This is a genomic window from Streptomyces scopuliridis (assembly GCF_042790125.1).
GTDB lineage: Bacteria > Actinomycetota > Actinomycetes > Streptomycetales > Streptomycetaceae > Streptomyces > Streptomyces scopuliridis_A.
In genome coordinates, this window is sequence record NZ_JBHTZS010000034.1 from 1 (window position 1) to 20,417 (window position 20,417).

Sequence of the window (20,417 nt, forward strand, 5' to 3'; positions counted from 1 at the left end):
TTTTTTGCTTCTTCCCCAACCCCGCTGGGGGGGGGGGGGCGGGGCGCGGCCCCCCTGGGGTTATTATCCCACCCCCCCCCGGGGGGGCGGGCGCGGCCCCGCGGGGGGGTGGCGCGGCGCCCCCACGCCGCATTTCCTGATCCCACAACTGGTGAGGCATGAGTGTGCCGGATGCGGGTACACGCGCTGTGCACTGACCACGGAGCAGGGGAGGACAAAGTGTCCACGGCGAGCACGGTCCCGACCGACAGCACGCAGTACGGAACCCAGCAGCGCGCGGAGGCGGCGGAGCTGGAACTTCCCTACGTGGAGTGCCCGGCGGAAGTGGCACCCAAGGACGCGCGGGAAATCTCGAAACTCTTCTTCGTCCGTCTGGCGGAGCTGGAAGAAGGCACCCACGAATTCCAGTACGTACGCAACACCCTGATCGAGCTGAACCTGGCGCTGGTCCGCTACGCGGCCACCCGGTTCCGTAACCGCGCGGACCAGATGGAGGACATCGTCCAGGTCGGCACCATCGGGCTGATCAAGGCGATCGACCGCTTCGAGCTCAGCCGTGAGGTGGAGTTCGCGACCTTCGCCGTGCCGTACATCGTCGGCGAGATCAAGCGGTTCTTCCGGGACACCAGCTGGGCCGTGCACGTTCCGCGCCGCCTCCAGGAGCTGCGGATCGATCTGGCCAAGGCGACCGACGAGCTCTCCCAGCAGCTCGACCGCGCGCCCACCACGCCTGAACTGGCCGAGCATCTCGGCCTGGACGAGGACGAGGTCATGGAGGGCGTCGTCGCGAGCAACGGCTACACGGCCGGCTCCATCGACATGCCGACGGATGACGCGTCGGGCTCCCCGGCCCCGCTCTCGGACCGGATCGGCGAGCCGGACGCCGGGATGGAGGCGGCGGAGAACATCCAGGCGCTCAAGCCGCTGATCGAGGAGCTGGACGAGCGGGAGCGGCGCATCCTGCGCATGCGCTTCGGCGACGAGATGACCCAGTCGGAGATCGGTGCCGAACTGGGCGTCTCCCAGATGCATGTGTCCCGGTTGCTGTCGCGGATCACCGGGCGGCTGAGGGCGGGGCTGCTCGTCGTGGAGTGAGTCGCGCCGCGGCGTACGCGGCACAAGGGGGGCGCGCCGCGGCTGCGGAGCGCCCCCCTTGTACGTCGTCCCGTACGTCGTTCCGTACGCCGTCGGCCGTTGTGCCCGTGCCCGGTCAGACGGGGGCGCCGACCGCCGGCCGCTGCCAGACCGCCTGCACACGCTTGCCGTCCGGCAGCGGCCGGACCTCGACATGGCCCGCGAGCCTCAGCACCATGTGCCAGCCGAACCCGCCGCCGCCGGAGAAGTCGGGCGTGCGCGCGACCGGCGGCTCCGGGCTGGAGTCGTCCATCTCCACCGTCAACGTCGCGTCCTCCGCGGTGAGATGGAGCCGCCACCACCCCGGGGTGTGCCGGACGGCGTTCGTGACGAGCTCCGAGACGACGAGCAGTACCGCGTCCAGATCGGCCCACGGGCAGTGCTGCTGAAGGAACTCGGCCGCGGCGCCGCGGGCCGCCGCGCTGTCCCGGTACGGCGAGTCCACGACCACCACACGCTGCTCGTTGCTCATCACTGGCCTCATCTACCCCGTTGTCGGTCTTTCACCGGCATCGGCCTCATTGTGAGCCCGGCCCGAAGGACACACGTCACCGGGTCCCGCGGGCCCGTGTTCTACTTCGGTGACGGCCCCCGCCGCCCCTCCGGCCACCGCAGAGAAGTGAACCACCAGCCGTGCGACTGAACGATCTCGACGAACGCATCGTCCATGCCCTCGCCGCGGATGCCCGCCGCTCCTACGCCGATATCGGCTCCCTCGTCGGCCTGTCCGCGCCCGCGGTGAAGCGGCGCGTAGACCGGCTGCGCGCCGAGGGTGCGATCACGGGCTTCACCGTACGGGTGGATCCGGCGGCGCTCGGCTGGGAGACCGAGGGGTTCATCGAGATCTACTGCCGCCGCAAGACCTCGCCCGAAGCGATCCAACGGGGCCTCGAACGGCTGCCGGAGGTGGTGTCCGCCTCCACCGTCACCGGAGAGGCGGACGCGATCGCCCAGGTCTTCGCCGCCGACATGCGCCACTTCGAGCAGGTGCTCGAACGCATCGCGGGCGAGCCCTATGTGGAGCGTACGAAGTCCGTGCTCGTGCTGTCCCCGCTGCTGAGGCGCTACTCGGGCCTAGACGAGTAAGTCCGAAGTCCCGTCTGCCCGGGGGCGGACGACGCTACTTCGGGCTTACTCGTCTAGAGGAGACCGCTGGCGGCGCCCGCCGCTGAGCGCGACGAGCTGAGCGCAACGAATCGCCGAGGGAGCCGCCGAGCACGCAATGGATCGGTGGTCGGCGCGCAACGGTCGCGTCTTGTCCGGGGCGGCGGCCGGACCGTAGCGTCAATGCCGTCACCCCCGCCTCCCTTCGCTCCGTCCGAGGTCAGCCATGCCGCCGCTGCGTACCGCCCTGCTCCAGAGCTCCGGCCGACCTGGTTCGGTCGCCGGGAATCTCAAGGTGCTCGACGAGGCGGCGGCCCGTGCCGCCGACGCGGGCGCCGGGCTGCTGGTCTGTCCCGAGATGTTCCTGACCGGCTACGCCCTCGGCGACCAGGTGCCCCGGCTGGCCGAGTCCGCTGACGGCCCGGGGGCGGCGGCCGTCGCCGAGATCGCCGTACGCCATGGGCTCGCGGTGCTGTACGGCTACCCCGAACGCGACTCCGGCTCCGGGAGCGGTCCCGGTAGCGGTCCCGGGAACGGCCCCGGGCGCGACGGCGGGCGGATCTACAACGCCGCGCAGCTGATCGGCCCCGACGGCGCGCGGCTCGCCAACTACCGCAAGACCCATCTCTTCGGCGACTTCGAGCGCGCGTGGTTCACCCCGGGGGAGCGGCCCGTCGTCCAGGCCGAGCTGGCCGGGCTGCGGATCGGGATCATGATCTGTTACGACGTCGAGTTCCCCGAGAACGTACGGTCGCACGCCCTGGCCGGTACCGATCTGCTGCTGGTGCCCACCGCCCAGATGCACCCGTTCCAGTTCGTCCCCGAATCCGTCGTGCCGGTCCGCGCCTTCGAGAACCAGATGTATGTGGCGTATGTGAACCGGACCGGCCAGGAGGGCGGGTTCGAGTTCGTCGGGCTGAGCTGTCTCGCCGGTCCTGACGGGGCTGCCAGGGCGCGGGCGGGGCGGAGCGAGGAGCTGGTGTTCGGAGAGGTCGACGGGGAACTGCTGAGCGCGTCCCGCGCCGCCAATCCGTATCTGCGGGACCGCCATCCCGGGCTGTACACCGCGCTCGTCCGAGCCGACCACTCCTGAGCCGCCCCTTCCTGAGCCCCCCTTCCTGAGCCGAGCTTTCCGAGTCGGCCACTCCTGAGCCGACCACCGCCGAGCCGCCCGCGCTCAGCCGCTCCCGCCCGCCCTCGTCCAACCCTCGTACCGGCCGTCCCGCCGTACCCCGCAAGGAGTCCGTACCCCATGACGTCCACGGTGCCCACCGCCGTCCAGCACGCCGACGCGCAGCCCGCCGGCGTACAGCCGCCGATCACCATGTTCGGACCGGACTTCCCCTACGCGTACGACGACTATCTGGCGCACCCCGCCGGGCTCGGCCAGATACCCGCGACCGAGCACGGCGCCGAGGTCGCCGTCATCGGCGGCGGGCTCTCCGGCATCGTCGCCGCGTACGAGCTGATGAAGATGGGCCTGAAGCCCGTCGTGTACGAGGCCGACCGGATCGGCGGCCGGCTGCGTACGGTCGGCTTCGAGGGCTGCGACCCTGAACTGACCGCCGAGATGGGCGCGATGCGCTTCCCGCCCTCGTCCACCGCGCTGCGGCACTACATCGATCTGGTGGGTCTGGAGACCCGGCCGTTCCCCAATCCACTGGCCCCGGGCACCCCGTCGACCGTGGTCGATCTCAAGGGCGAGTCCCACTACGCGAAGACCGTGGAGGATCTGCCGCCGGTCTACCGCGAGGTGATGGACGCCTGGACCACGTGTCTGGAGGAGGGCGCGGACTTCTCCGACATGAACCGCGCCCTGCGCGAGCGCGATGTGCCGCGGATCCGGGAGATCTGGGCGCGGCTGGTCGAGAAGCTCGACAACCAGACCTTCTACGGGTTCCTCTGCGACTCCCCGGCCTTCAAGTCCTTCCGCCACCGGGAGATCTTCGGCCAGGTCGGCTTCGGCACCGGCGGCTGGGACACCGACTTCCCCAACTCCATCCTGGAGATCCTGCGGGTCGTGTACACCGAGGCCGACGACCACCACCGCTCCATCGTCGGCGGCAGCCAGCAGCTTCCGCTGCGGCTGTGGGAGGACGAGCCACGGAAGATCACGTACTGGCCGGCCGGGACCTCGCTGTCGTCCCTGCGCGAGGGGGCACCGCTGCCGGCCGTGACCCGGCTGCACCGCACCTCGGGCAACCGGATCACCGTCACGGACGCCTCCGGCCGGATCCGTACCTACCGCGCCGCGATCTTCACGGCGCAGTCCTGGCTGCTGCTCTCCAAGATCGCCTGCGACGACTCGCTCTTCCCGATCGACCACTGGACGGCGATGGAGCGCACCCACTACATGGAGTCGTCCAAGCTGTTCGTGCCGGTCGACCGGCCGTTCTGGCTGGATCCGGCCGTGGACGACCGGGGTGTGCCGACCGGGCGCGACACGATGTCCATGACGCTCACCGACCGGATGACCCGGGGCACGTATCTGCTGGACGACGGCCCCGACCGGCCGGCCGTCATCTGTCTCTCGTACACCTGGTGCGACGACAGCCTCAAGTGGCTGCCGCTCTCCGCCGAGGAGCGGATGGAGGTCATGCTGAACTCGCTGCGCGAGATCTATCCCAAGGTGGACATCCGCAAGCACCTCATCGGCAGCCCCGTGACCGTCTCCTGGGAGAACGAGCCGTACTTCATGGGCGCGTTCAAGGCCAATCTGCCGGGTCACTACCGCTACCAGCGACGGCTGTTCACCCACTTCATGCAGGACCGGCTGCCCGCCGACAAGCGCGGGATCTTCCTGGCGGGCGACGACATCTCGTGGACCGCGGGGTGGGCGGAGGGCGCCGTGCAGACCGCGCTCAACGCGGTGTGGGGCGTGATGAACCACTTCGGGGGTGCCACGGACGCCACGAACCCGGGGCCGGGTGATCTGTACGACGAGCTGGCGCCGGTCGAGCTGCCGGAGGACTGACGGCGACGGGGCCCGCTCCGGGAGGGGAGGACCGGGCCCCGTCGTCGTCTCCGACAGGCTCCCGCCTGGGTCTGTCAGACGTCCGCCGGGCTCGTGCTGTGTGTCTGTCAGACGTCCGCCGGGCTCGTGCCGTGTGTGTCAGACGCCCGCCGCGCGCGCCTCCGCGTACACCTCGGCCGCCACGTCGACCAGCTCCGCCGCGTCACGCGTCGTGCTCTGGAGGTCCAGCATGATCTCCGGTACGCCCGACTCGGCGTGTGCCACCAGGTCCTCGACGATCTGCGCCACGCTGCCCTGGAAGGGCTGCCGGCCCTCGCCCTCGAAGGGCTTGGCGCTGTAGCTCGCGTTGGCGCGGGCGCAGACGTCGATCGGACGCTCCCGGCCGCGCTCGGCGGCCAGTTCCCGCACCTGCCGCCACTGCTCGGTCAGCTGCGCCGCGCCCATGGCCACGGGCACCCAGCCGTCAGCACGGTCCACCAGGCGACGGGTGGCGCGCGGGCTGTTCGCGGGCAGATAGACCGGGATGGGACGGACCGGCTTGGGGCCGACCTCGGACGGCGCGATGGTGGTCAGCTCGCCCTCGTACGCGACCGGGTCCGGGCCCCAGACGGCCGCGAGGACATCGAGCACCTCGTCGAGGACCGCGCCGCGCTTCTCGAAGGGGGCGACGGAGGCGGCGGCGTACTCGTCGAGCGACCAGCCCGTGCCCAGACCGGCGATCACCCGGCCGCCGCTCGCGACATCGAGCGAGGCCAGCGAACGGGCCAGCTGGAACGGTACGTGCAGCGGCGCGACCAGGACGCTCGTGCCGAGCCGGGCCCGCTCGGTGGCGGCGGCGGCCAGCGTGAGGGTGATCAGCGGGTCGGCGACGCTCCGGTAGGCGTCGGGCCAGGGCAGCCCCGGTACGCCGTACAGCCCCTGGGTGGCGGGCTCGGGGAAGAGAACGCGCTCGAAGACCCAGAGACTCTCGTATCCGGTCTCCTCCGCGGCCCGTGCCACGGTGGCGACATCGCGGCCGAGGTCGTACTTCTTCATCTGCGGAAGGCCGAGACCGAGGGCGACCGGCATGTGCACTCCTTTGTACGGGTGATGGGACAACTACCCTAGGCCACTGTCTTGTTGAGTACTCAACTTTTGGAGCTCTGTACGGTACGGATCCGGCCGCCAGGGGGTCAGCATGCAGCGCGCCGTCAGCCCGGCGGCCTCGTCCATGCGTTCTCTGAACTCCTCGGCCAGCGGCGCGGCGTCCCGGAGCGCCCAGAGCACCCGGGCCGACGACCAGGCCGCCTCGCGCGCCCGTTCCAGATTCCAGCTGCCGAGCAGATGGGTGAGCGGATCGGTGACCTTCAGCAGCTCGGGGCCCGGCGCCACGTTCTCGCGGATGCGCTCCTCCAGGAGCGTGAGCAGATCGCCCACCCGGTCGAACTCCCCTTCCAGGGCGGATGGTTCGCAGTCGGCCTGATGGCAGACGTCCACCACGGCCGGCGCGAGATCGTGTGCGGTGAGCGCGTGGATTCCGGCCAGGGCGAACTGGCGCGGCCGTACGTCCGGATGGCGCCGGTGGTGGAACAGCGGGCGCCAGCAGGCGGGGGCCCGGCCGCCGTCGGCGGCGGTCTCGACCGCCGAGAGATAGCGCTCGGCGAGGCGGACCGCCAGGGGGCCCGGCGGGGGGCCGGCTGGGCCGGCCGGCTCCAGGACCGCCAGAAAGATCCGGTGGAAGACCGCGACCCCGTCCCCGGCCGGCCAGGCGGAGCGGACGGCACGCATCCGTCGCAGCGTCAGTTCCAGCGCCGCGCCGGGGGAGGGCGGGCCGGCGCCGGTCCGGGCGGCGAACCGCGCCTGTGGGGGCTCGGTCCGCGTCGGCTCCGTCTGTGTCAGCTCGGTCGGTGTCATGGGGGCAGGGTCCCAGCCGCGGGGTCCCGGGGACGCGGTCCGGGCGGCGCTTCCCCGGAACGGGCGAACGGAGGCCGGATCGGACCGCCGGGGCGGCGGTCACGTCCATGGTGACCCTCGTCCTCATCCATGAATCGTGCGCACGCCATTGTCAGCGATACCGGTCGCCTCTACGCTCGCACGGCCTCGTTCGTGAATGTTGTTCACGTACATGATAGGAGTGCCCAGTGAGTCGAACCGCCCGACGGTATCCGGCCGTTCTGATCGCCGTCCTGGCCACCGTCGCCGCCGTACTCGTCCCGGCCACGTCCTCCGCCGCGTCCTCCACCTCGCACCCCGCCGCGTCCTCCGGCGCGGCGCGGCCCTCCGGCCACCCCCGCGCGGCTCCCGCCGCTCCGGGGACCGTGGTGATCGACGGCAAGCGGATGCGGCAGGCCCGTATCGCCCTCGACCGCGGTGACCCCGCCCTCCGCGCGGCGGTCAAGTCCCTGACCGCGCAAGCGGATTCCTGGCTCGGCAAGGGGCCCTGGACCGTCACCGACAAGCCGAAACCGGCCCCCAGCGGTGATCCGCACGACTACCTCAGCCAGGCCCCGTACTGGTGGCCGTCACAGCCGAAGACCGACACCAACCCCTGGGGCTGCCCGTACGTCCAGCGCGACGGCGAGCGGAACCCCGAGGTCGACACCGGCACCGACCGCCCCGACATCGGGAAGGTCTTCAACTCCACCACCACGCTGAGCCTGGCCTGGTACTACACGGGCAAGAAGGAGTACGCGGAGCACGCGGCGCGGATTCTGCGGACCTGGTTCGTCGACCCCTCCACCCGGATGAACCCGAACCTCAACCACGGGCAGTTCATCCCCTGCAAGTACGAGGGCCGGGCCATCGGGATCATCGACTTCTCACAGCAGTACACCAGCGTCCTCGACGCCCTCGCGATCCTCGGCACCGGGGCCCCGGGCTGGACCAGCGGCGACCGCGCGGGGATGCGCGCCTGGAACAAGGAGTTCCTGGACTGGCTGGTCAACTCGCCCTTCGGCAAGGAGGAGTCGGCCGCCAAGAACAACCACGGCACGTTCATGGACATGCAGGTCGCCGGTCTCGCGCTCGCCACCGGCGACCGGAGCCTCGCGCGGAAGACCGTCCTCGATGCCCGCACGAAGCGCATCGACCCGCAGATCGCGGCGGACGGCAGCCAGCCCCAGGAACTGACGCGTACACGCAGCTGGCACTACTCGACGTTCGATCTGGTCGCCTACACGCGCCTCGCCGCCATCGGCGAACAGGTCGGGGTGAACCTCTGGGCGTACGAAGGGCCCCAGGGGCAGAGCCTGTTCAAGGCCGTCGGCTATCTGCTGCCGGCCGCGACCGGCGCCGCCCCCTGGCCGCACCCCGAGCTGGAGTTCAAGCGCTTCGCGGCGAGCGACATCGTCCACGCGGCGGCCGACGCGGGTGACCGCGAGGCCCGTGCGGCGCTTCCGCGGCTGGAGACGCCGCCGGGGGGTGACCTCTGGGCTCTGCGGCCCGCCGCCGAACAGCTGGACTCGATAGCGGGCTGAACGCGAGGGCACCCGGGATGTACGGACACCCCGGGTGCCGGACACGCCCTAGGCCTCCGGCGTCGGGGCCGGTGCCGGTGCCGGTTTGGCGGTGGGGTCCGTGGCCGTCGTCACGGTGTGGCGGTCGCCCGTGCGGAGCACCCCCGCGCCCACCATCAGGCCACAGGCGAGCAGCGTCACCAGGCCGAACGAGACCACGAGTGACGTCGCGTCGGCGACCGCGCCGATCGCCGAGGGCGCGATCAGGCCCGAGGTGTAGGTGATGGTGGCGACACCCGCGATGGCCTGGCTCGGATTGGGCCCCGCGCGGCCCGCCGCCGCGAAGGCGAGCGGGACGACCACGGCCACGCCGAGCCCGAGGAACGCGAACCCGCCCATGGCGACCACGGGTTGCGGCGCGGTGACCACCAGGAGGCCGCCCACCACGGCCAGCGCGCCGCCCGTCCGTACGGTCCGTACCGCGCCGAACCGGTCGATCACCCGGTCGCCCGCGAGCCGCGCCACCGCCATGGTCAGCGCGAAGGCCGTGGTCGACGCCGCCGCGACGCCCGGTGAGGTGTCCAGCACGTCCCGGAGATAGACCGCCGACCAGTCGAGGCTCGCGCCCTCCGCGAAGACCGCGCAGAACCCGATCGCGCCGATCAGCAGAGCCGACTTGGGCGGCAGCGCGAACCGCGGCGGCGGGTCCTCCTCGGGGGTGCTGCGCAGGTCCAGTACGGCCTGGCAGGCCAGCAGGCCCAGCACCGTGAGCACGGTGGCGGCGAGCAGATGGTGCAGCCGGGCGTCACTGCCCAGATGGGCCGCGAGGGTGCCGGCGGCGGAGCCGATCAGCGCACCCGTGCTCCACATGCCGTGCAGACTCGACATGATCGACTTGTCGAGCCGGTTCTCGACCTCCACCCCGACGGCGTTCATCACCACGTCCGAGAGGCCCGAAGCGGCGCCGTACACGAACAGGGCGGCGCACAGGGCGACGAGATTCGGCGCCAGCGACGGCAGGGTCAGCGCCAGCGTCCACAGGGCGAGCAGGACGCGCAGCGCGTTGCGCGAGCCGAAGCGGTGGCTGATCCCGCTCGCCAGCGGCATCGTGACGGACGCGCCGATCGCGGGGAAGGCGAGCGCGAGGCCGAGCTGTCCCGCGCTGATCACGGCGTGATCCTGGATCCACGGGATACGGGTGGCGAAGCTGCCGGTGACGGCTCCGTGCACGCAGAAGACCGCGGCGATCGCGAACCTGGCCCGCCGCAACCTCCGTTTGTCGTAGACCACTTCAGCCGGCATCAGCGTTCTGTTCCTCCCCTGCGAGGTGCCCGTACCCCGACCACCCGGTGACGCACCTCGTCCGGTGCTGGAGTAAATTATCAGGAACCCTGCCTGATAAATAGGCCTTAATGAGCTGGGCGCGCACGGGCCGCACCGGCGATCTGGAAGGATTCCGGCATGGCCGCGTCCCCGAGCACCGCCAGAGCCATCAACGACCGGCTCGCCCTGCGACTGCTCCAGCAGGAAGGCCCGTTGACGGCGGGACAGCTGAAGACGCTGACCGGGCTCTCCCGGCCCACCGTCGCCGATCTGGTTGAGCGGCTCCAGGGCTCCGGACTGGTCAGGGTGGTCGGCGAGACGGGCGACCGGCGTCGCGGCCCGAACGCGCGGCTGTACGGGATCGTCGCGGACCGAGCCCATCTCGCCGCCCTCGACGTACGGACCCACAGCGTCTCCGTCGTCGTCGCGGATCTGCTCGGCGAGACCCTCGCCGAGGCGGTCCTGCCCATCGGCAGCGACACCGCCACGGAGGCCGCCGTCGAACGGGCCGTGGCCCTGCTGGAGCGTACGGCCGGGAAGGCGGGCACCGTACCCCTGCACAGCGTCGGCATCGGCGCCCCGGGCCTGGTCGATCCGGTCACCGGCGAACTCCGCGACACCAGCGGACTGCCCGCCTGGCACCGCAGGCTCGTCGCCGTACTCCAGGAACGGCTGCCCGCCACCGTCCTGGTCGAGAACGAGACCAATCTCGCCGCGCTCGCGGAACAGCGCCTCGGCGCGGCCCGCGGCCAGGACACCTTCGTCCTGCTCTGGCTCGGCCACGGCGTGGGCGCGGCCGTCGTGCTCGACGGCAAGCTGCGCAGGGGCGCCTCCGGGGGGGCGGGCGAGATCGGTTTCCTGCCCGTGCCCGGTACGTCGCGACTGCCCTCGGCGGTCGCCTGTGACGGCGGTTTCCACACCCTCGCGGGGTCGGCGGGTGTCGCCGAACTCGCCGAGCGGTACGGCATCTCGGCCGTCCCCGCGCCACAGGAACCGCCCTCCGCCGCGCTGGTGCGCGCCGCGGTGAGAGCCGTCGGGGGCGCCTCGGCGGACCGGACGCGGTCCGCGGCGGCGTTTCTCGACGACCTCGCCGACCGGCTCGCCCTCGGCGCGGCGGCGGTCAGTGCCGTACTCGACCCCGGCCGGATCGTGCTGGCGGGCGAAGCGGGCCACGCGGGCGGCGAGGCGCTGGCGGTCCGGGTCGAGGACCGGCTGGCGGCGATGTCCCCGCTGCGTACGGAGGTCAGAGCCGGGGCGCTCGGCGGCGCGGCCGTCCTGCGCGGAGCCCTGCTGACGGCCCGGGACGCGGCCCAGGACGCGCTGTTCGCCCCCTAGACGAGTACGTCCGAACTCCCGTCCTGTGAGTCAGCCCACAACCCTCGCCCGGTTGCCCCGCGACCGGCCATGGCACACTGGTCGGGTACCAGTAGCAGCGCACTCCGGGGTCGGTGTAATTCCGAACCGGCGGTTATAGTCCGCGACCCGACCGCATCCAGCGGCCGGTTGACCAGGTGAGATTCCTGGACCGACGGTGAAAGTCCGGATGGGAGGCAGTGCGCGGCGGGCCCTCACAGGTACGCCGCCGTCGGCGGTTCGTCCTCGGACGAGCCGGATCTTCGGCCTCGGCGTTCCCCTGTGCGTTCCCGTTTCTCTGTCGTCATCGACAGGCCCCGGAGTCCGTGCCCGAAGAGGCAGGAGGACCCGGTGGCCACGGAAACCGACGTCGTGAGCGACGCCGACGCCATGCGTCGCGCCATCGCGCTCGCCGCTCGTGGACTCGGTTCCACCAGCCCCAATCCGGTCGTCGGATGCGTGATCCTCGACGCCTCGGGACACCTCGCGGGCGAGGGATTCCACCAACGCGCGGGCGGCCCGCACGCCGAGATCCACGCCCTGCGCGCGGCCGGTGAGCGGGCCCGCGGCGGTACGGCGTACGTCACCCTCGAACCCTGCGCCCACACCGGCCGTACCGGACCCTGTGCCCAGGCGCTGATCGACGCCGGTATCGCCCGGGTCAGCTACGCCGTGGCCGACCCCAACCCCCAGGCGGCAGGCGGCGCCGGCACCCTGCGCGCGGCCGGACTCACCGTCACCCACGGGCTCCTCGGCGAGGAGGCCGAGGCGGGCAACACCGCCTGGCTCACCTCCGTACGCCACGGCCGCCCCCACGTCCTGTGGAAGTACGCGGCCACGCTCGACGGCCGGATCGCCGCCGCCGACTCCACCAGCCGCTGGATCACCTCCGCCGAGGCGCGCGCCGATGTCCACCGGCTGCGCGCCGAGTCCGACGCGGTCGTGGTCGGCTCGGGCACCGCGCGCGCCGACGATCCGCAGCTCGCCGTCCGCGGCATCGAAGGCGCCGTCCAGCCGCTGCGGGTCGTCATCGACACCGAAGCCACCGCCGTGAAGCCGGGCGCCCGGGTGCTCGACGGCGCGGCGCCCACCCTGATCGCGATCGCCGAAGACGCCGACGCGGGCGAACTGCCCGAGGTCGTACGGCTGCCGCGGGCCGGCCGCGGTCTGGACATCCCCGCCCTGCTGGCCGCCCTGCACGAGCGCGGCGTCCGCTCCGTACTCCTCGAAGGCGGCCCGGCCCTGGCCGGCTCCTTCGTCGCCGCGGGAGCCGTCGACAAGGTCGTCGGCTATCTCGCCCCCGTCCTGCTCGGCGCCGGCCGTACCGCCCTCGGTGACGCCGGAATCAGCACCATCGGCGAGGCGTTGCGACTGCGGATGACGGAGACCGTACGGATCGGCCCCGACCTGAGGATCACCGCGATCCCCAGCAAAGTCCCCACCACGAAGGAGCGTTGAGTGTTCACCGGAATCGTCGAAGAGCTGGGTGAGGTCACCGCCATCGAGGACCTCGGTGACTCCTCCCGCTTCCGCCTCCGCGGACCCGTCGTCACCGAGAACGCCAAGCACGGCGACTCCATCGCCGTCAACGGGGTCTGTCTCACGGTCGTGGACTTCGAGGACGGCGAGTTCACCGCCGATGTGATGGCCGAGACGCTGAAGCGCTCCAGCCTCGGCGCGCTGGCGACCGGCTCCCGGGTCAATCTGGAGCGGCCCGTGGCCGTCGGCGGCCGGCTCGGCGGCCATATCGTCCAGGGCCATGTGGACGGCACCGGCACCGTCCTGGAGCGCACCCCGTCCGAGCACTGGGAGCTGGTCAGGATCGCGCTCCCCGCCGGGCTGTCGCGCTATGTCGTCGAGAAGGGCTCGATCACGGTCGACGGCGTCAGTCTGACGGTCGTCGAGGCCGGGCCCGACTACTTCACCATCAGCCTCATCCCCACCACCCTCGCCCTGACCACGCTCGGCATCAAGGGCCCCGGCGACCCGGTCAACCTCGAAGTCGACGTCCTCGCGAAGTACGTCGAGCGGCTGCTCGGCACCACCGCCGCCACGAGCACGAGCACGGGCACGGGCACGGGCACGGGCACCGCGCAGACCGAGGAGTCCGACCGGTGAACACCCTGTCCTGGCTGAACGGTGAGGCCTTCACGGCCTTCGGTCAGCACATCCTCTGGTCCGACATGATCGGCAACACCATCGGTCTGGCCGCCCTCGCGCTCGGCTGGCGGCGCTCGATCTGGACCTGGCCCGCCCAGTTCCTGTCCGGGGTCATCCTCGTCGGCGCGTATGCCTCCGCCCACCTCAGCGGCGGCGTCGGCAAGCAACTCCTGGTCATCGGCGTGGCGCTGTGGGGCTGGCGCCAGTGGCAGCGCGGCAGGCAGCAGGCGCAGGACGGCTCGATCGCCGTACGGTTCGCCACCTGGCGCGAGCGCGGGGTGCTGCTCGCCGGTACGGCGCTGGGCACCCTCGCCGTCGGCGGCCTCTTCGTCGCCGTCCCCGAACTGTCCTGGAACCCCTGGCCCGACGCGTACATCTTCGTCGGCACGCTCGCCGCGATGGTCGCCCAGGCCCGTGGTCTGGTCGAGTTCTGGTTCGCCTGGCTGCTCGTGGACATCGTCGGCGTACCGCTCGCCTTCAGCAGCGGCCTCGCCTTCTCCGGCCTCGTGTACGTCATCTACCTCGTCCTCGTCCTCTGGGGGATGCGCGACTGGTGGCTCCGCTCCCGCGCGAACACCCCGGCTCTGGAAGGAGCAGCAGCATGACCACACTGCCGGCCCAGCCCACCTGGTACTCCACCGACAAGGCCGAGGACCTCTCACTCGACCCCGTGGAGCAGGCCGTACGCGAGATCGCCGCCGGCCGCCCGGTCGTGGTGGTCGACGACGAGGACCGCGAGAACGAGGGCGATCTCGTCATCGCGGCCGAGATGGCCACCCCCGAGATCATCGCCTTCATGATGAGCGAGTGCCGCGGACTGATCTGCGCCCCCATGGAGGGCCCGGAGCTGGACCGGCTCGAACTCCCGCAGATGGTCGGCCGGAACACCGAGTCGATGCGGACGGCCTTCACCGTCTCCGTCGACGCGTCGGGCACCCATGGCGTCACCACCGGTATCTCCGCCGCCGACCGGGCCACCACCCTCCGGCTGCTCGCCGCGGGCGACGCGGAGCCCGGCGACTTCGTCAGGCCGGGCCATGTCTTCCCGCTGCGCGCCAGGGCCGGCGGTGTGCTCGTACGCAACGGGCACACCGAGGCCGCCGTCGATCTGGCGCGCCTCGCCGGTCTGCGTCCGGCGGGCGCGATCGTGGAGATCGCGGGCGAGGACGGGGTGATGCTGCGGCTGCCCGAGCTGATCCCGTTCGCCCGTAAGCACGGCCTCACGATCATCTCCATCGAGGACCTGATCGCCTACCGCCGTACGTCCGAGCCCACGGTCCGCCGTGAGGCGGAGGTACGCCTCCCCACCGCCCACGGCGAGTTCACCGCGTACGGCTACCGCTCCACGGCCGACGGCGTCGAGCATGTCGCCCTCGTCCACGGCGACATCGGTGACGGCGAGGATCTGCTCGTACGGGTCCACTCCGAATGCCTCACCGGCGATATCTTCGGCTCGCTGCGCTGCGACTGCGGCCCCCAGCTCCAGGCGTCCATGGAGCGGATCACCCAGGAGGGCCGCGGCGTCGTCGTCTATCTGCGCGGTCACGAGGGCCGGGGCATCGGGCTGCTGTCCAAGCTGCGCGCGTACGAGCTCCAGGAGCGCGGCCACGACACCCTGGACGCCAATCTCGAACTCGGCCTGCCCGCCGACGCCCGCGACTACGCGGCGGGCGCGCGGATCCTCGATGACCTCGGGGTCCGCGGGCTGCGGCTGATGACCAACAACCCCGAGAAGACCACGGCGCTCGTCCGGCACGGGCTGCGGGTCACCGGACGCGAGCCGATGCCCGTCCAGGCGGGGGAGCACAACCTCCGCTATCTGCGCACCAAGCGCGACCGGATGGGGCACGACCTGCCCTGGCTGGACGCGGCCACCGCGTCCACTTGCGGCAACCAGTAACCGACCAGCCAACACCCACACCAGCAGAGAACGGTTTCGAGGAGAGACGTGAGCGGCAAGGGCGCACCCGAACTGAGTGTGAAGAACTGCGGAGACCTCCGGGTCGCGGTGATCGCGGCGCAGTGGCACGAACAGGTCATGGACGGTCTCGTCGACGGCGCCCTGCGGGCCCTGCGGGACCTCGGCATCGACGAGCCGACCCTGCTCCGGGTGCCGGGCAGCTTCGAGCTCCCGGTCGTCGCCAAGGTGCTGGCCGGCCGCGGCTATGACGCGGTCGTCGCCCTCGGCGTCGTCATCAGGGGCGGCACCCCGCACTTCGAGTATGTGTGCCAGGGCGTCACACAGGGCCTCACCCAGGTCTCCGTCGACACGGGCGTCCCGATCGGTTTCGGGGTGCTGACCTGCGACACCGAGGAGCAGGCGCTCGACCGGGCCGGTCTGGAAGGCTCCCACGAGGACAAGGGGCACGAGGCCGTCACCGCCGCCGTCGCCACCGCGACCACCCTGCGCACGATCGCCGAACCCTGGCGCCAGGGGGCCGCCTCCGGCCGCGTAAAGTGAGCCTCACCATGTCCAAGAAGACGTTCGAGGAGCTCTTCACCGAGCTCCAGCAGAAGGCCGCCGAGGGCGACCCCGCCACCTCCCGCACCGCCGAGCTGGTGGGCAAGGGCGTCCATGCCATCGGCAAGAAGGTCGTCGAAGAGGCGGCCGAAGTGTGGATGGCCGCCGAGTACGAGGGCAAGGAAGCCGCCGCCGAGGAGATCTCCCAGCTCCTCTACCACGTCCAGGTGATGATGGTCGCGCGCGGAATCTCCCTCGACGACGTGTACGCCCATCTCTGATACGCCCGCCTCCCGTCAGCACCCGCGTTCCGTTCCGTCCCGTATTGCCCCGTTCCTTACCACCGCCCCTTCGCACAAAGGAATCCGACCTCATGCTGCGCATCGCCGTTCCCAACAAGGGTTCACTCTCAGGACCCGCGTCGGCGATGCTCCATGAGGCCGGCTACCAGCAGCGCAAGGAGTCCAAGGAACTCGTCCTGGTCGACCCGGACAACGAGGTGGAGTTCTTCTACCTCCGCCCGCGCGACATCGCGATCTATGTGAGCTCGGGCCGGCTCGACATCGGCATCACCGGCCGCGATCTGCTGCTGGACTCCGGCGCCAACGCGGAGGAGATCCTTCCGCTCGGCTTCGCGCGCTCCACCTTCCGCTACGCCACCAAGCCCGGCACCGCGGGCGGCGTCGCGGACTTCGGCGGCATGACCGTCGCCACCTCGTACGAGGGAATCGTCGCCAAGCACCTCGCGGACAACGGCGTCGACGCCTCCGTCGTCCACTTGGACGGCGCCGTCGAGACCGCCATCGAGCTGGGCGTCGCGCAGGTCATCGCCGATGTGGTGGAGACCGGCACCTCGCTGCGCAACGCGGGCCTGGAAGTGATCGGCGAGCCGATCATGACCTCGGAGGCCATCGTCATCCGCCGCAGCGGCGCCGACGGCGAGGAGCCCAAGGTGCGGCAGTTCCTGCGCAGGCTCCAGGGCGTCCTCGTGGCCCGTACGTACGTGATGATGGACTACGACTGCCGCGCCGAACACCTGGAGCGCGCGGTGGCCCTCACGCCGGGCCTTGAGTCGCCGACCATCTCCCCGCTGCACAACGAGGGCTGGGTCGCCGTCCGCGCGATGGTCCCGGCCAGGGAGGCACAGCGGATCATGGACGATCTGTACGAGCTGGGTGCCCGCGCCATCCTCACCACGGCCATCCACGCCTGCCGCCTCTGATTCCCCGCGCCGCTCACCCGGCCCCGCACCCACTCCCGGAAGTCCGAGAACGTATGTCCGACCCCGCGCCCCAGCCCGGTCCGTCCGGTCAGCCCGGACCGCCCGCCCTTCCGGTCACCTTCCGGCCGACCCGTACCCGGGCCGTGCTGCTGACCGTCGGCGTGGTCATGTTCGCCGTCATCACGGCCATCGGCCTGACGCTGGACCAGCTGGGCCCGGGGGAGCGGATGAGCTTCATCTTCACGGCCCTGCTGTTCCTCGGGGTGCTGGCGCTGCTCAGCCGCCCCAAGGTCGTGGCCGATGACACAGGAGTGACTGTCGTCAATATCACGCGCAGCCGCCGGCTGGAGTGGGCGGAGATCCTGCGCGTCAATCTGCGGCCCGGAGACCCCTGGGTCTTCCTCGACCTCAGCGACGGCAGCAGCCTGCCCGTTCTGGCCATCCAGCCCGGAATCGCCAGGGCCCACGCCATCCGTGACGCCCGCGCCCTGCGCGCGCTCGCCGACTCCCGCTCCACCGCCGCCGGCCACGGCTGAACGTACGGCGCTCCATCCACCGCAGTACAGCACTGCCCTCTTCGCCGGTGTCTTGATTACTCTGGTGCCGGAGGCGCCAAGTGCGCCCCGCTCCGCATCAGACGGCCTCATCCGGCCCGCGGGGCACCTGCGACCCGAGGAGTGACTCCCTCCAGCAATGGACGGATCGTCCGGTAGTACCTGCGCCGCCCCCTTCGAAGAGGCGGCGGCATGACCATCCCCCTTCTGCTGCTCGCCGCGGCATTCCTTCTGATCCTCGCCAACGGGTTCTTCGTGGCCGCCGAGTTCGGCCTCGTGACCGTGGACCGCCCCGACGCCGAACGCGCCGCCGCCGCGGGTGACCGCCGCGCCCGTACGGTCGTCAGGTCCCTGCGGGAACTGTCCTTCCAGCTCTCCGGCACCCAGCTGGGCATCACCATCACCTCGCTGGTCGTCGGCATGCTCGCCGAGCCCGCGCTCGCCCAGCTGCTGGACGCCCCGCTCTCCGCGACCGGACTGCCCGAAGGGGCCGTCTCCGGGATCGCGGTGGTGATCGGCATGCTGCTCGCCTCCGCCGTCCAGATGGTGATCGGCGAACTCGTCCCGAAGAACTGGGCGGTCTCCCGGCCGCTCCAGGTCGCGCGGTTCGTGGCGGGCCCACAGCACCTCTTCGCCAGCGTGTTCCGGCCGGTGATCTCCCTGCTCAACACCGTCGCCAACCGGCTCGTCCGGCTGCTGGGCGTCGAGCCGACCGATGAACTCGCCTCGGCCCGTACCCCCGGCGAACTGGTCTCCCTGGCCCGCCACTCCGCCCGCGCGGGCACCCTCGAACAGGACACCGCAGATCTGTTCGTACGGACCCTCTCGCTCGGCCGGCTCACCGCACAGCATGTGATGACCCCCCGGGTGAAGGTGAGCGCCCTCCAGTCCGACGCGACCGCCGCGGACGTCCTCAACCTCACCCGCGCCACCGGTCTGTCCCGCTTCCCCGTCTACCGGGAGCGCATCGACGAGATCGTGGGCATGGTGCATCTCAAGGACGCGCTCGCGGTGCCGGGGGAGCGGCGGCTGCGCACCCCGGCCGGACGGATCGCCGTGCCGGCCCTGCTGGTCCCCGAGACCCTGCCCGTGCAGCAGCTCCTGGAGCGGCTGCGCAGCGAGCAGCCGATAGCCATAGTGGTCGACGAGTACGGCGGTACGGCCGGCGTCGTCACCCTGGAGGACATCATCGAGGAGCTGGTCGGCGAGGTACGCGACGAGCACGACGCCGAGGGCGACGGACGGCCCGAACTGGCCCCCGTCGCGTCCGAGGACGGCCGCCCCGCGTGGGACGCCGACGGCAGCGCCCGGGTCCTCACGCTGCGCCGGATCGGACTCGACGTACCCGAGGGGCCGTACGAGACCCTCGCCGGTCTCGTCGCCGATCTGCTGGGCCGTATCCCGGCCCCCGGCGACCGGGCGGAGCTGCCGGGCTGGCGGCTCTCCGTACGCCAGGTCGACCGCTACCGGGCCGAACGGGTCCGGCTGGTACGCACCGCCGAGCTTCCGGCCGGCGCCCCGGCCGAGCAGCGGGCCGGCGTCCTCGCGATGGCGGAGGGCCCCCGATGAGCGCCCTGCAACTCGTCTTCGCGCTGCTGCTCGTCCTGGCCAACGGCTTCTTCGTCGGCGCCGAGTTCGCCCTCGTCTCCGTACGCCGCAGCCAGATCGAACCGCACGCCGCGCGCGGCTCCGCGCGGGCCAGACAGGTGCTGCACGGTCTGGAGAATCTGCCGCAGATGATGGCCGCCGCGCAGTTCGGCATCACCGTCTGCTCCCTGACGCTCGGCGCGGTCGCCGAGCCCACGGTGGCGCATCTGCTGGAGCCCGTCTTCCACGCCGCCCATGTGCCCGAGGGCCTGGTCCATCCGCTGGGCTATGTCATAGCCCTCGCGCTGGTCGTCTTCCTGCACCTGGTCATCGGCGAGATGGTCCCGAAGAACCTCGCCATGGCCGCGCCCGAGAAGACCGCGCTCTGGTTCAGCCCCGGCCTGGTCGGCTTCGCCCGGCTGTGCCGCCCGGTGACGGCCGGACTGGGCGCCTGCGCCCGGCTGGTGCTGCGGGCCTTCCATGTCGAGCCCAAGGACGAGGTGGAGGCGGTCTTCACCAGCGAGCAGCTCAACCGGCTCGTCGAGGACTCGGGCCAGGCGGGACTGCTCGAACCGGAGGCGCAGGAACGGCTGGAGGACGCCCTGGAGCTGGGCAGCCGCCCGGTCACGGACGTGCTCCTGACCCGCGCCTCCCTGGTGACGGTGACCCCCTCGGTCACCCCGCGCGAGATCGAGGAGCTGACGGTACGCACCGGCTACTCCCGCTTCCCGGTCTGCGCGGAGGGCGGTGGGGCCTTCATGGGCTATCTGCATGTCAAGGACGTCCTCGATCTGGAAGCGGGCGAGCGGGCCGTGCCGCAGCATGTCTGGCGGCCCATGGCGACGCTGCGGGCGGAACTCCCGCTGGACGACGCCCTCACCGTGATGCGCCGCGCGGCCACGCATCTGGCGCAGGTCGCGGACGCGTCCGGCCGGGTGCTCGGTCTGGTGGCGCTGGAGGACGTCCTGGAAATGCTGGTCGGTGAGGTACGCGACCCGTCCCACCGCACGACGGCGCCCAAGGCGGCCCTGGTGGGTGAACAGCGCACGGACCAGGCGGACCAGGTCCTGGCGCGCTGACAGAACGCTCAGGCCCTGCCCGGCGAACCGAG

20 protein-coding genes and 1 riboswitch are annotated in these 20,417 nt (G+C 71.5%); of the genes, 16 read left to right on the forward strand and 4 right to left on the reverse strand.

What is annotated here, in order from left to right:
- Positions 1–219 precede the first annotated feature (219 nt).
- Complete coding sequence (locus ACFRKB_RS33035) at positions 220–1,095, forward strand: RNA polymerase sigma factor SigF (protein WP_383110306.1); 876 nt, start codon at positions 220–222, stop codon at positions 1,093–1,095.
- A 115-nt stretch (positions 1,096–1,210) separates the two neighbouring features.
- Here ACFRKB_RS33035 and ACFRKB_RS33040 read toward each other — a convergent pair whose 3' ends face one another.
- Positions 1,211–1,606 (reverse strand): ATP-binding protein, encoded by a 396-nt coding sequence (locus ACFRKB_RS33040; protein ID WP_383110307.1) that lies wholly within the window; start codon positions 1,604–1,606, stop codon positions 1,211–1,213.
- A gap of 161 nt (positions 1,607–1,767) precedes the next feature.
- On the opposite strand from ACFRKB_RS33040, the gene ACFRKB_RS33045 reads away from it, so the two are divergent.
- The 3 genes from ACFRKB_RS33045 (at position 1,768) to ACFRKB_RS33055 (ending at position 5,212) form a co-directional block, all read left to right on the forward strand.
- Entirely contained in the window at positions 1,768–2,220 is a 453-nt protein-coding gene (locus ACFRKB_RS33045) for an Lrp/AsnC family transcriptional regulator (protein WP_383110308.1), read from the forward strand.
- A 244-nt stretch (positions 2,221–2,464) separates the two neighbouring features.
- Positions 2,465–3,331: a carbon-nitrogen hydrolase family protein gene (locus tag ACFRKB_RS33050; protein WP_383110309.1), complete on the forward strand. Its 867-nt coding sequence runs from the start codon at positions 2,465–2,467 to the stop codon at positions 3,329–3,331.
- Positions 3,332–3,490: 159 nt separating this feature from the next.
- The gene (locus ACFRKB_RS33055) at positions 3,491–5,212 is read left to right on the forward strand and encodes a flavin monoamine oxidase family protein (protein WP_383110310.1); all 1,722 of its coding nucleotides are present in this window, start codon (positions 3,491–3,493) and stop codon (positions 5,210–5,212) included.
- A 138-nt stretch (positions 5,213–5,350) separates the two neighbouring features.
- Here ACFRKB_RS33055 and ACFRKB_RS33060 read toward each other — a convergent pair whose 3' ends face one another.
- Complete coding sequence (locus ACFRKB_RS33060) at positions 5,351–6,280, reverse strand: LLM class F420-dependent oxidoreductase (protein ID WP_383110311.1); 930 nt, start codon at positions 6,278–6,280, stop codon at positions 5,351–5,353.
- 30 nt (positions 6,281–6,310) lie between these two features.
- On the reverse strand, positions 6,311–7,105 hold the full coding sequence (locus tag ACFRKB_RS33065; RefSeq protein ID WP_383110312.1) for a DUF5995 family protein: 795 nt from the start codon (positions 7,103–7,105) through the stop codon (positions 6,311–6,313).
- Between the two features lie 227 nt (positions 7,106–7,332).
- On the opposite strand from ACFRKB_RS33065, the gene ACFRKB_RS33070 reads away from it, so the two are divergent.
- Positions 7,333–8,667, forward strand: a complete 1,335-nt coding sequence (locus ACFRKB_RS33070) for an alginate lyase family protein (protein ID WP_383110313.1) — start codon at positions 7,333–7,335, stop codon at positions 8,665–8,667.
- Positions 8,668–8,715: 48 nt separating this feature from the next.
- On the opposite strand, the gene ACFRKB_RS33075 is transcribed toward ACFRKB_RS33070, so the two are convergent.
- Positions 8,716–9,948, reverse strand: coding sequence for an MFS transporter (locus tag ACFRKB_RS33075; RefSeq protein ID WP_383110314.1), 1,233 nt, complete (start codon positions 9,946–9,948; stop codon positions 8,716–8,718).
- A 159-nt stretch (positions 9,949–10,107) separates the two neighbouring features.
- On the opposite strand from ACFRKB_RS33075, the gene ACFRKB_RS33080 reads away from it, so the two are divergent.
- The 11 genes from ACFRKB_RS33080 (at position 10,108) to ACFRKB_RS33130 (ending at position 20,385) form a co-directional block, all read left to right on the forward strand.
- A complete protein-coding gene (locus ACFRKB_RS33080) occupies positions 10,108–11,304 on the forward strand; it encodes an ROK family transcriptional regulator (RefSeq protein WP_383110315.1) in 1,197 nt (398 codons plus the stop codon).
- 95 nt (positions 11,305–11,399) lie between these two features.
- A riboswitch (FMN riboswitch) is annotated at positions 11,400–11,530 on the forward strand.
- Between the two features lie 182 nt (positions 11,531–11,712).
- On the forward strand, positions 11,713–12,780 hold the full coding sequence (ribD, locus tag ACFRKB_RS33085; RefSeq protein ID WP_383110360.1) for a bifunctional diaminohydroxyphosphoribosylaminopyrimidine deaminase/5-amino-6-(5-phosphoribosylamino)uracil reductase RibD: 1,068 nt from the start codon (positions 11,713–11,715) through the stop codon (positions 12,778–12,780).
- Complete coding sequence (locus ACFRKB_RS33090; protein ID WP_383110316.1) at positions 12,781–13,440, forward strand: riboflavin synthase; 660 nt, start codon at positions 12,781–12,783, stop codon at positions 13,438–13,440. It abuts the gene before it with no gap.
- Positions 13,441–13,505: 65 nt separating this feature from the next.
- A complete protein-coding gene (locus ACFRKB_RS33095) occupies positions 13,506–14,087 on the forward strand; it encodes a nicotinamide mononucleotide transporter family protein (protein ID WP_383110361.1) in 582 nt (193 codons plus the stop codon).
- A 5-nt stretch (positions 14,088–14,092) separates the two neighbouring features.
- Complete coding sequence (locus tag ACFRKB_RS33100; RefSeq protein WP_383110362.1) at positions 14,093–15,382, forward strand: bifunctional 3,4-dihydroxy-2-butanone-4-phosphate synthase/GTP cyclohydrolase II; 1,290 nt, start codon at positions 14,093–14,095, stop codon at positions 15,380–15,382.
- A 48-nt stretch (positions 15,383–15,430) separates the two neighbouring features.
- Positions 15,431–15,943 carry a 6,7-dimethyl-8-ribityllumazine synthase gene (gene ribH / locus ACFRKB_RS33105; protein ID WP_030355538.1) on the forward strand — a complete coding sequence of 171 codons (513 nt, stop codon included), beginning with the start codon at positions 15,431–15,433 and terminating at the stop codon, positions 15,941–15,943.
- Positions 15,944–15,951: 8 nt separating this feature from the next.
- The gene (locus tag ACFRKB_RS33110) at positions 15,952–16,224 is read left to right on the forward strand and encodes a phosphoribosyl-ATP diphosphatase (RefSeq protein ID WP_030355539.1); all 273 of its coding nucleotides are present in this window, start codon (positions 15,952–15,954) and stop codon (positions 16,222–16,224) included.
- A 92-nt stretch (positions 16,225–16,316) separates the two neighbouring features.
- On the forward strand, positions 16,317–17,165 hold the full coding sequence (hisG, locus tag ACFRKB_RS33115; protein ID WP_383110317.1) for an ATP phosphoribosyltransferase: 849 nt from the start codon (positions 16,317–16,319) through the stop codon (positions 17,163–17,165).
- A 53-nt stretch (positions 17,166–17,218) separates the two neighbouring features.
- Positions 17,219–17,701: a PH domain-containing protein gene (locus ACFRKB_RS33120; protein ID WP_383110318.1), complete on the forward strand. Its 483-nt coding sequence runs from the start codon at positions 17,219–17,221 to the stop codon at positions 17,699–17,701.
- A 210-nt stretch (positions 17,702–17,911) separates the two neighbouring features.
- Positions 17,912–19,288, forward strand: a complete 1,377-nt coding sequence (locus ACFRKB_RS33125; RefSeq protein WP_383110319.1) for a hemolysin family protein — start codon at positions 17,912–17,914, stop codon at positions 19,286–19,288.
- Positions 19,285–20,385: a hemolysin family protein gene (locus ACFRKB_RS33130; RefSeq protein ID WP_383110320.1), complete on the forward strand. Its 1,101-nt coding sequence runs from the start codon at positions 19,285–19,287 to the stop codon at positions 20,383–20,385. Before ACFRKB_RS33125 ends, ACFRKB_RS33130 begins: the two co-directional genes overlap by 4 nt.
- Positions 20,386–20,417: the final 32 nt, after the last annotated feature.

Coding starts and splice junctions, on each gene's coding strand:
- ACFRKB_RS33040 (WP_383110307.1), bottom strand. CDS start 1,606: ATGAGCAACGAGCAGCGTGTGGTGGTCGTGGACTCGCCGTACCGGGAC.
- ACFRKB_RS33050 (WP_383110309.1), top strand. CDS start 2,465: ATGCCGCCGCTGCGTACCGCCCTGCTCCAGAGCTCCGGCCGACCTGGT.
- ACFRKB_RS33055 (WP_383110310.1), top strand. CDS start 3,491: ATGACGTCCACGGTGCCCACCGCCGTCCAGCACGCCGACGCGCAGCCC.
- ACFRKB_RS33060 (WP_383110311.1), bottom strand. CDS start 6,280: ATGCCGGTCGCCCTCGGTCTCGGCCTTCCGCAGATGAAGAAGTACGAC.
- ACFRKB_RS33065 (WP_383110312.1), bottom strand. CDS start 7,105: ATGACACCGACCGAGCTGACACAGACGGAGCCGACGCGGACCGAGCCC.
- ACFRKB_RS33075 (WP_383110314.1), bottom strand. CDS start 9,948: ATGCCGGCTGAAGTGGTCTACGACAAACGGAGGTTGCGGCGGGCCAGG.
- ACFRKB_RS33080 (WP_383110315.1), top strand. CDS start 10,108: ATGGCCGCGTCCCCGAGCACCGCCAGAGCCATCAACGACCGGCTCGCC.
- ribD (WP_383110360.1), top strand. CDS start 11,713: ATGCGTCGCGCCATCGCGCTCGCCGCTCGTGGACTCGGTTCCACCAGC.
- ACFRKB_RS33095 (WP_383110361.1), top strand. CDS start 13,506: ATGATCGGCAACACCATCGGTCTGGCCGCCCTCGCGCTCGGCTGGCGG.
- ACFRKB_RS33110 (WP_030355539.1), top strand. CDS start 15,952: ATGTCCAAGAAGACGTTCGAGGAGCTCTTCACCGAGCTCCAGCAGAAG.
- hisG (WP_383110317.1), top strand. CDS start 16,317: ATGCTGCGCATCGCCGTTCCCAACAAGGGTTCACTCTCAGGACCCGCG.
- ACFRKB_RS33120 (WP_383110318.1), top strand. CDS start 17,219: ATGTCCGACCCCGCGCCCCAGCCCGGTCCGTCCGGTCAGCCCGGACCG.
- ACFRKB_RS33125 (WP_383110319.1), top strand. CDS start 17,912: ATGACCATCCCCCTTCTGCTGCTCGCCGCGGCATTCCTTCTGATCCTC.
- ACFRKB_RS33130 (WP_383110320.1), top strand. CDS start 19,285: ATGAGCGCCCTGCAACTCGTCTTCGCGCTGCTGCTCGTCCTGGCCAAC.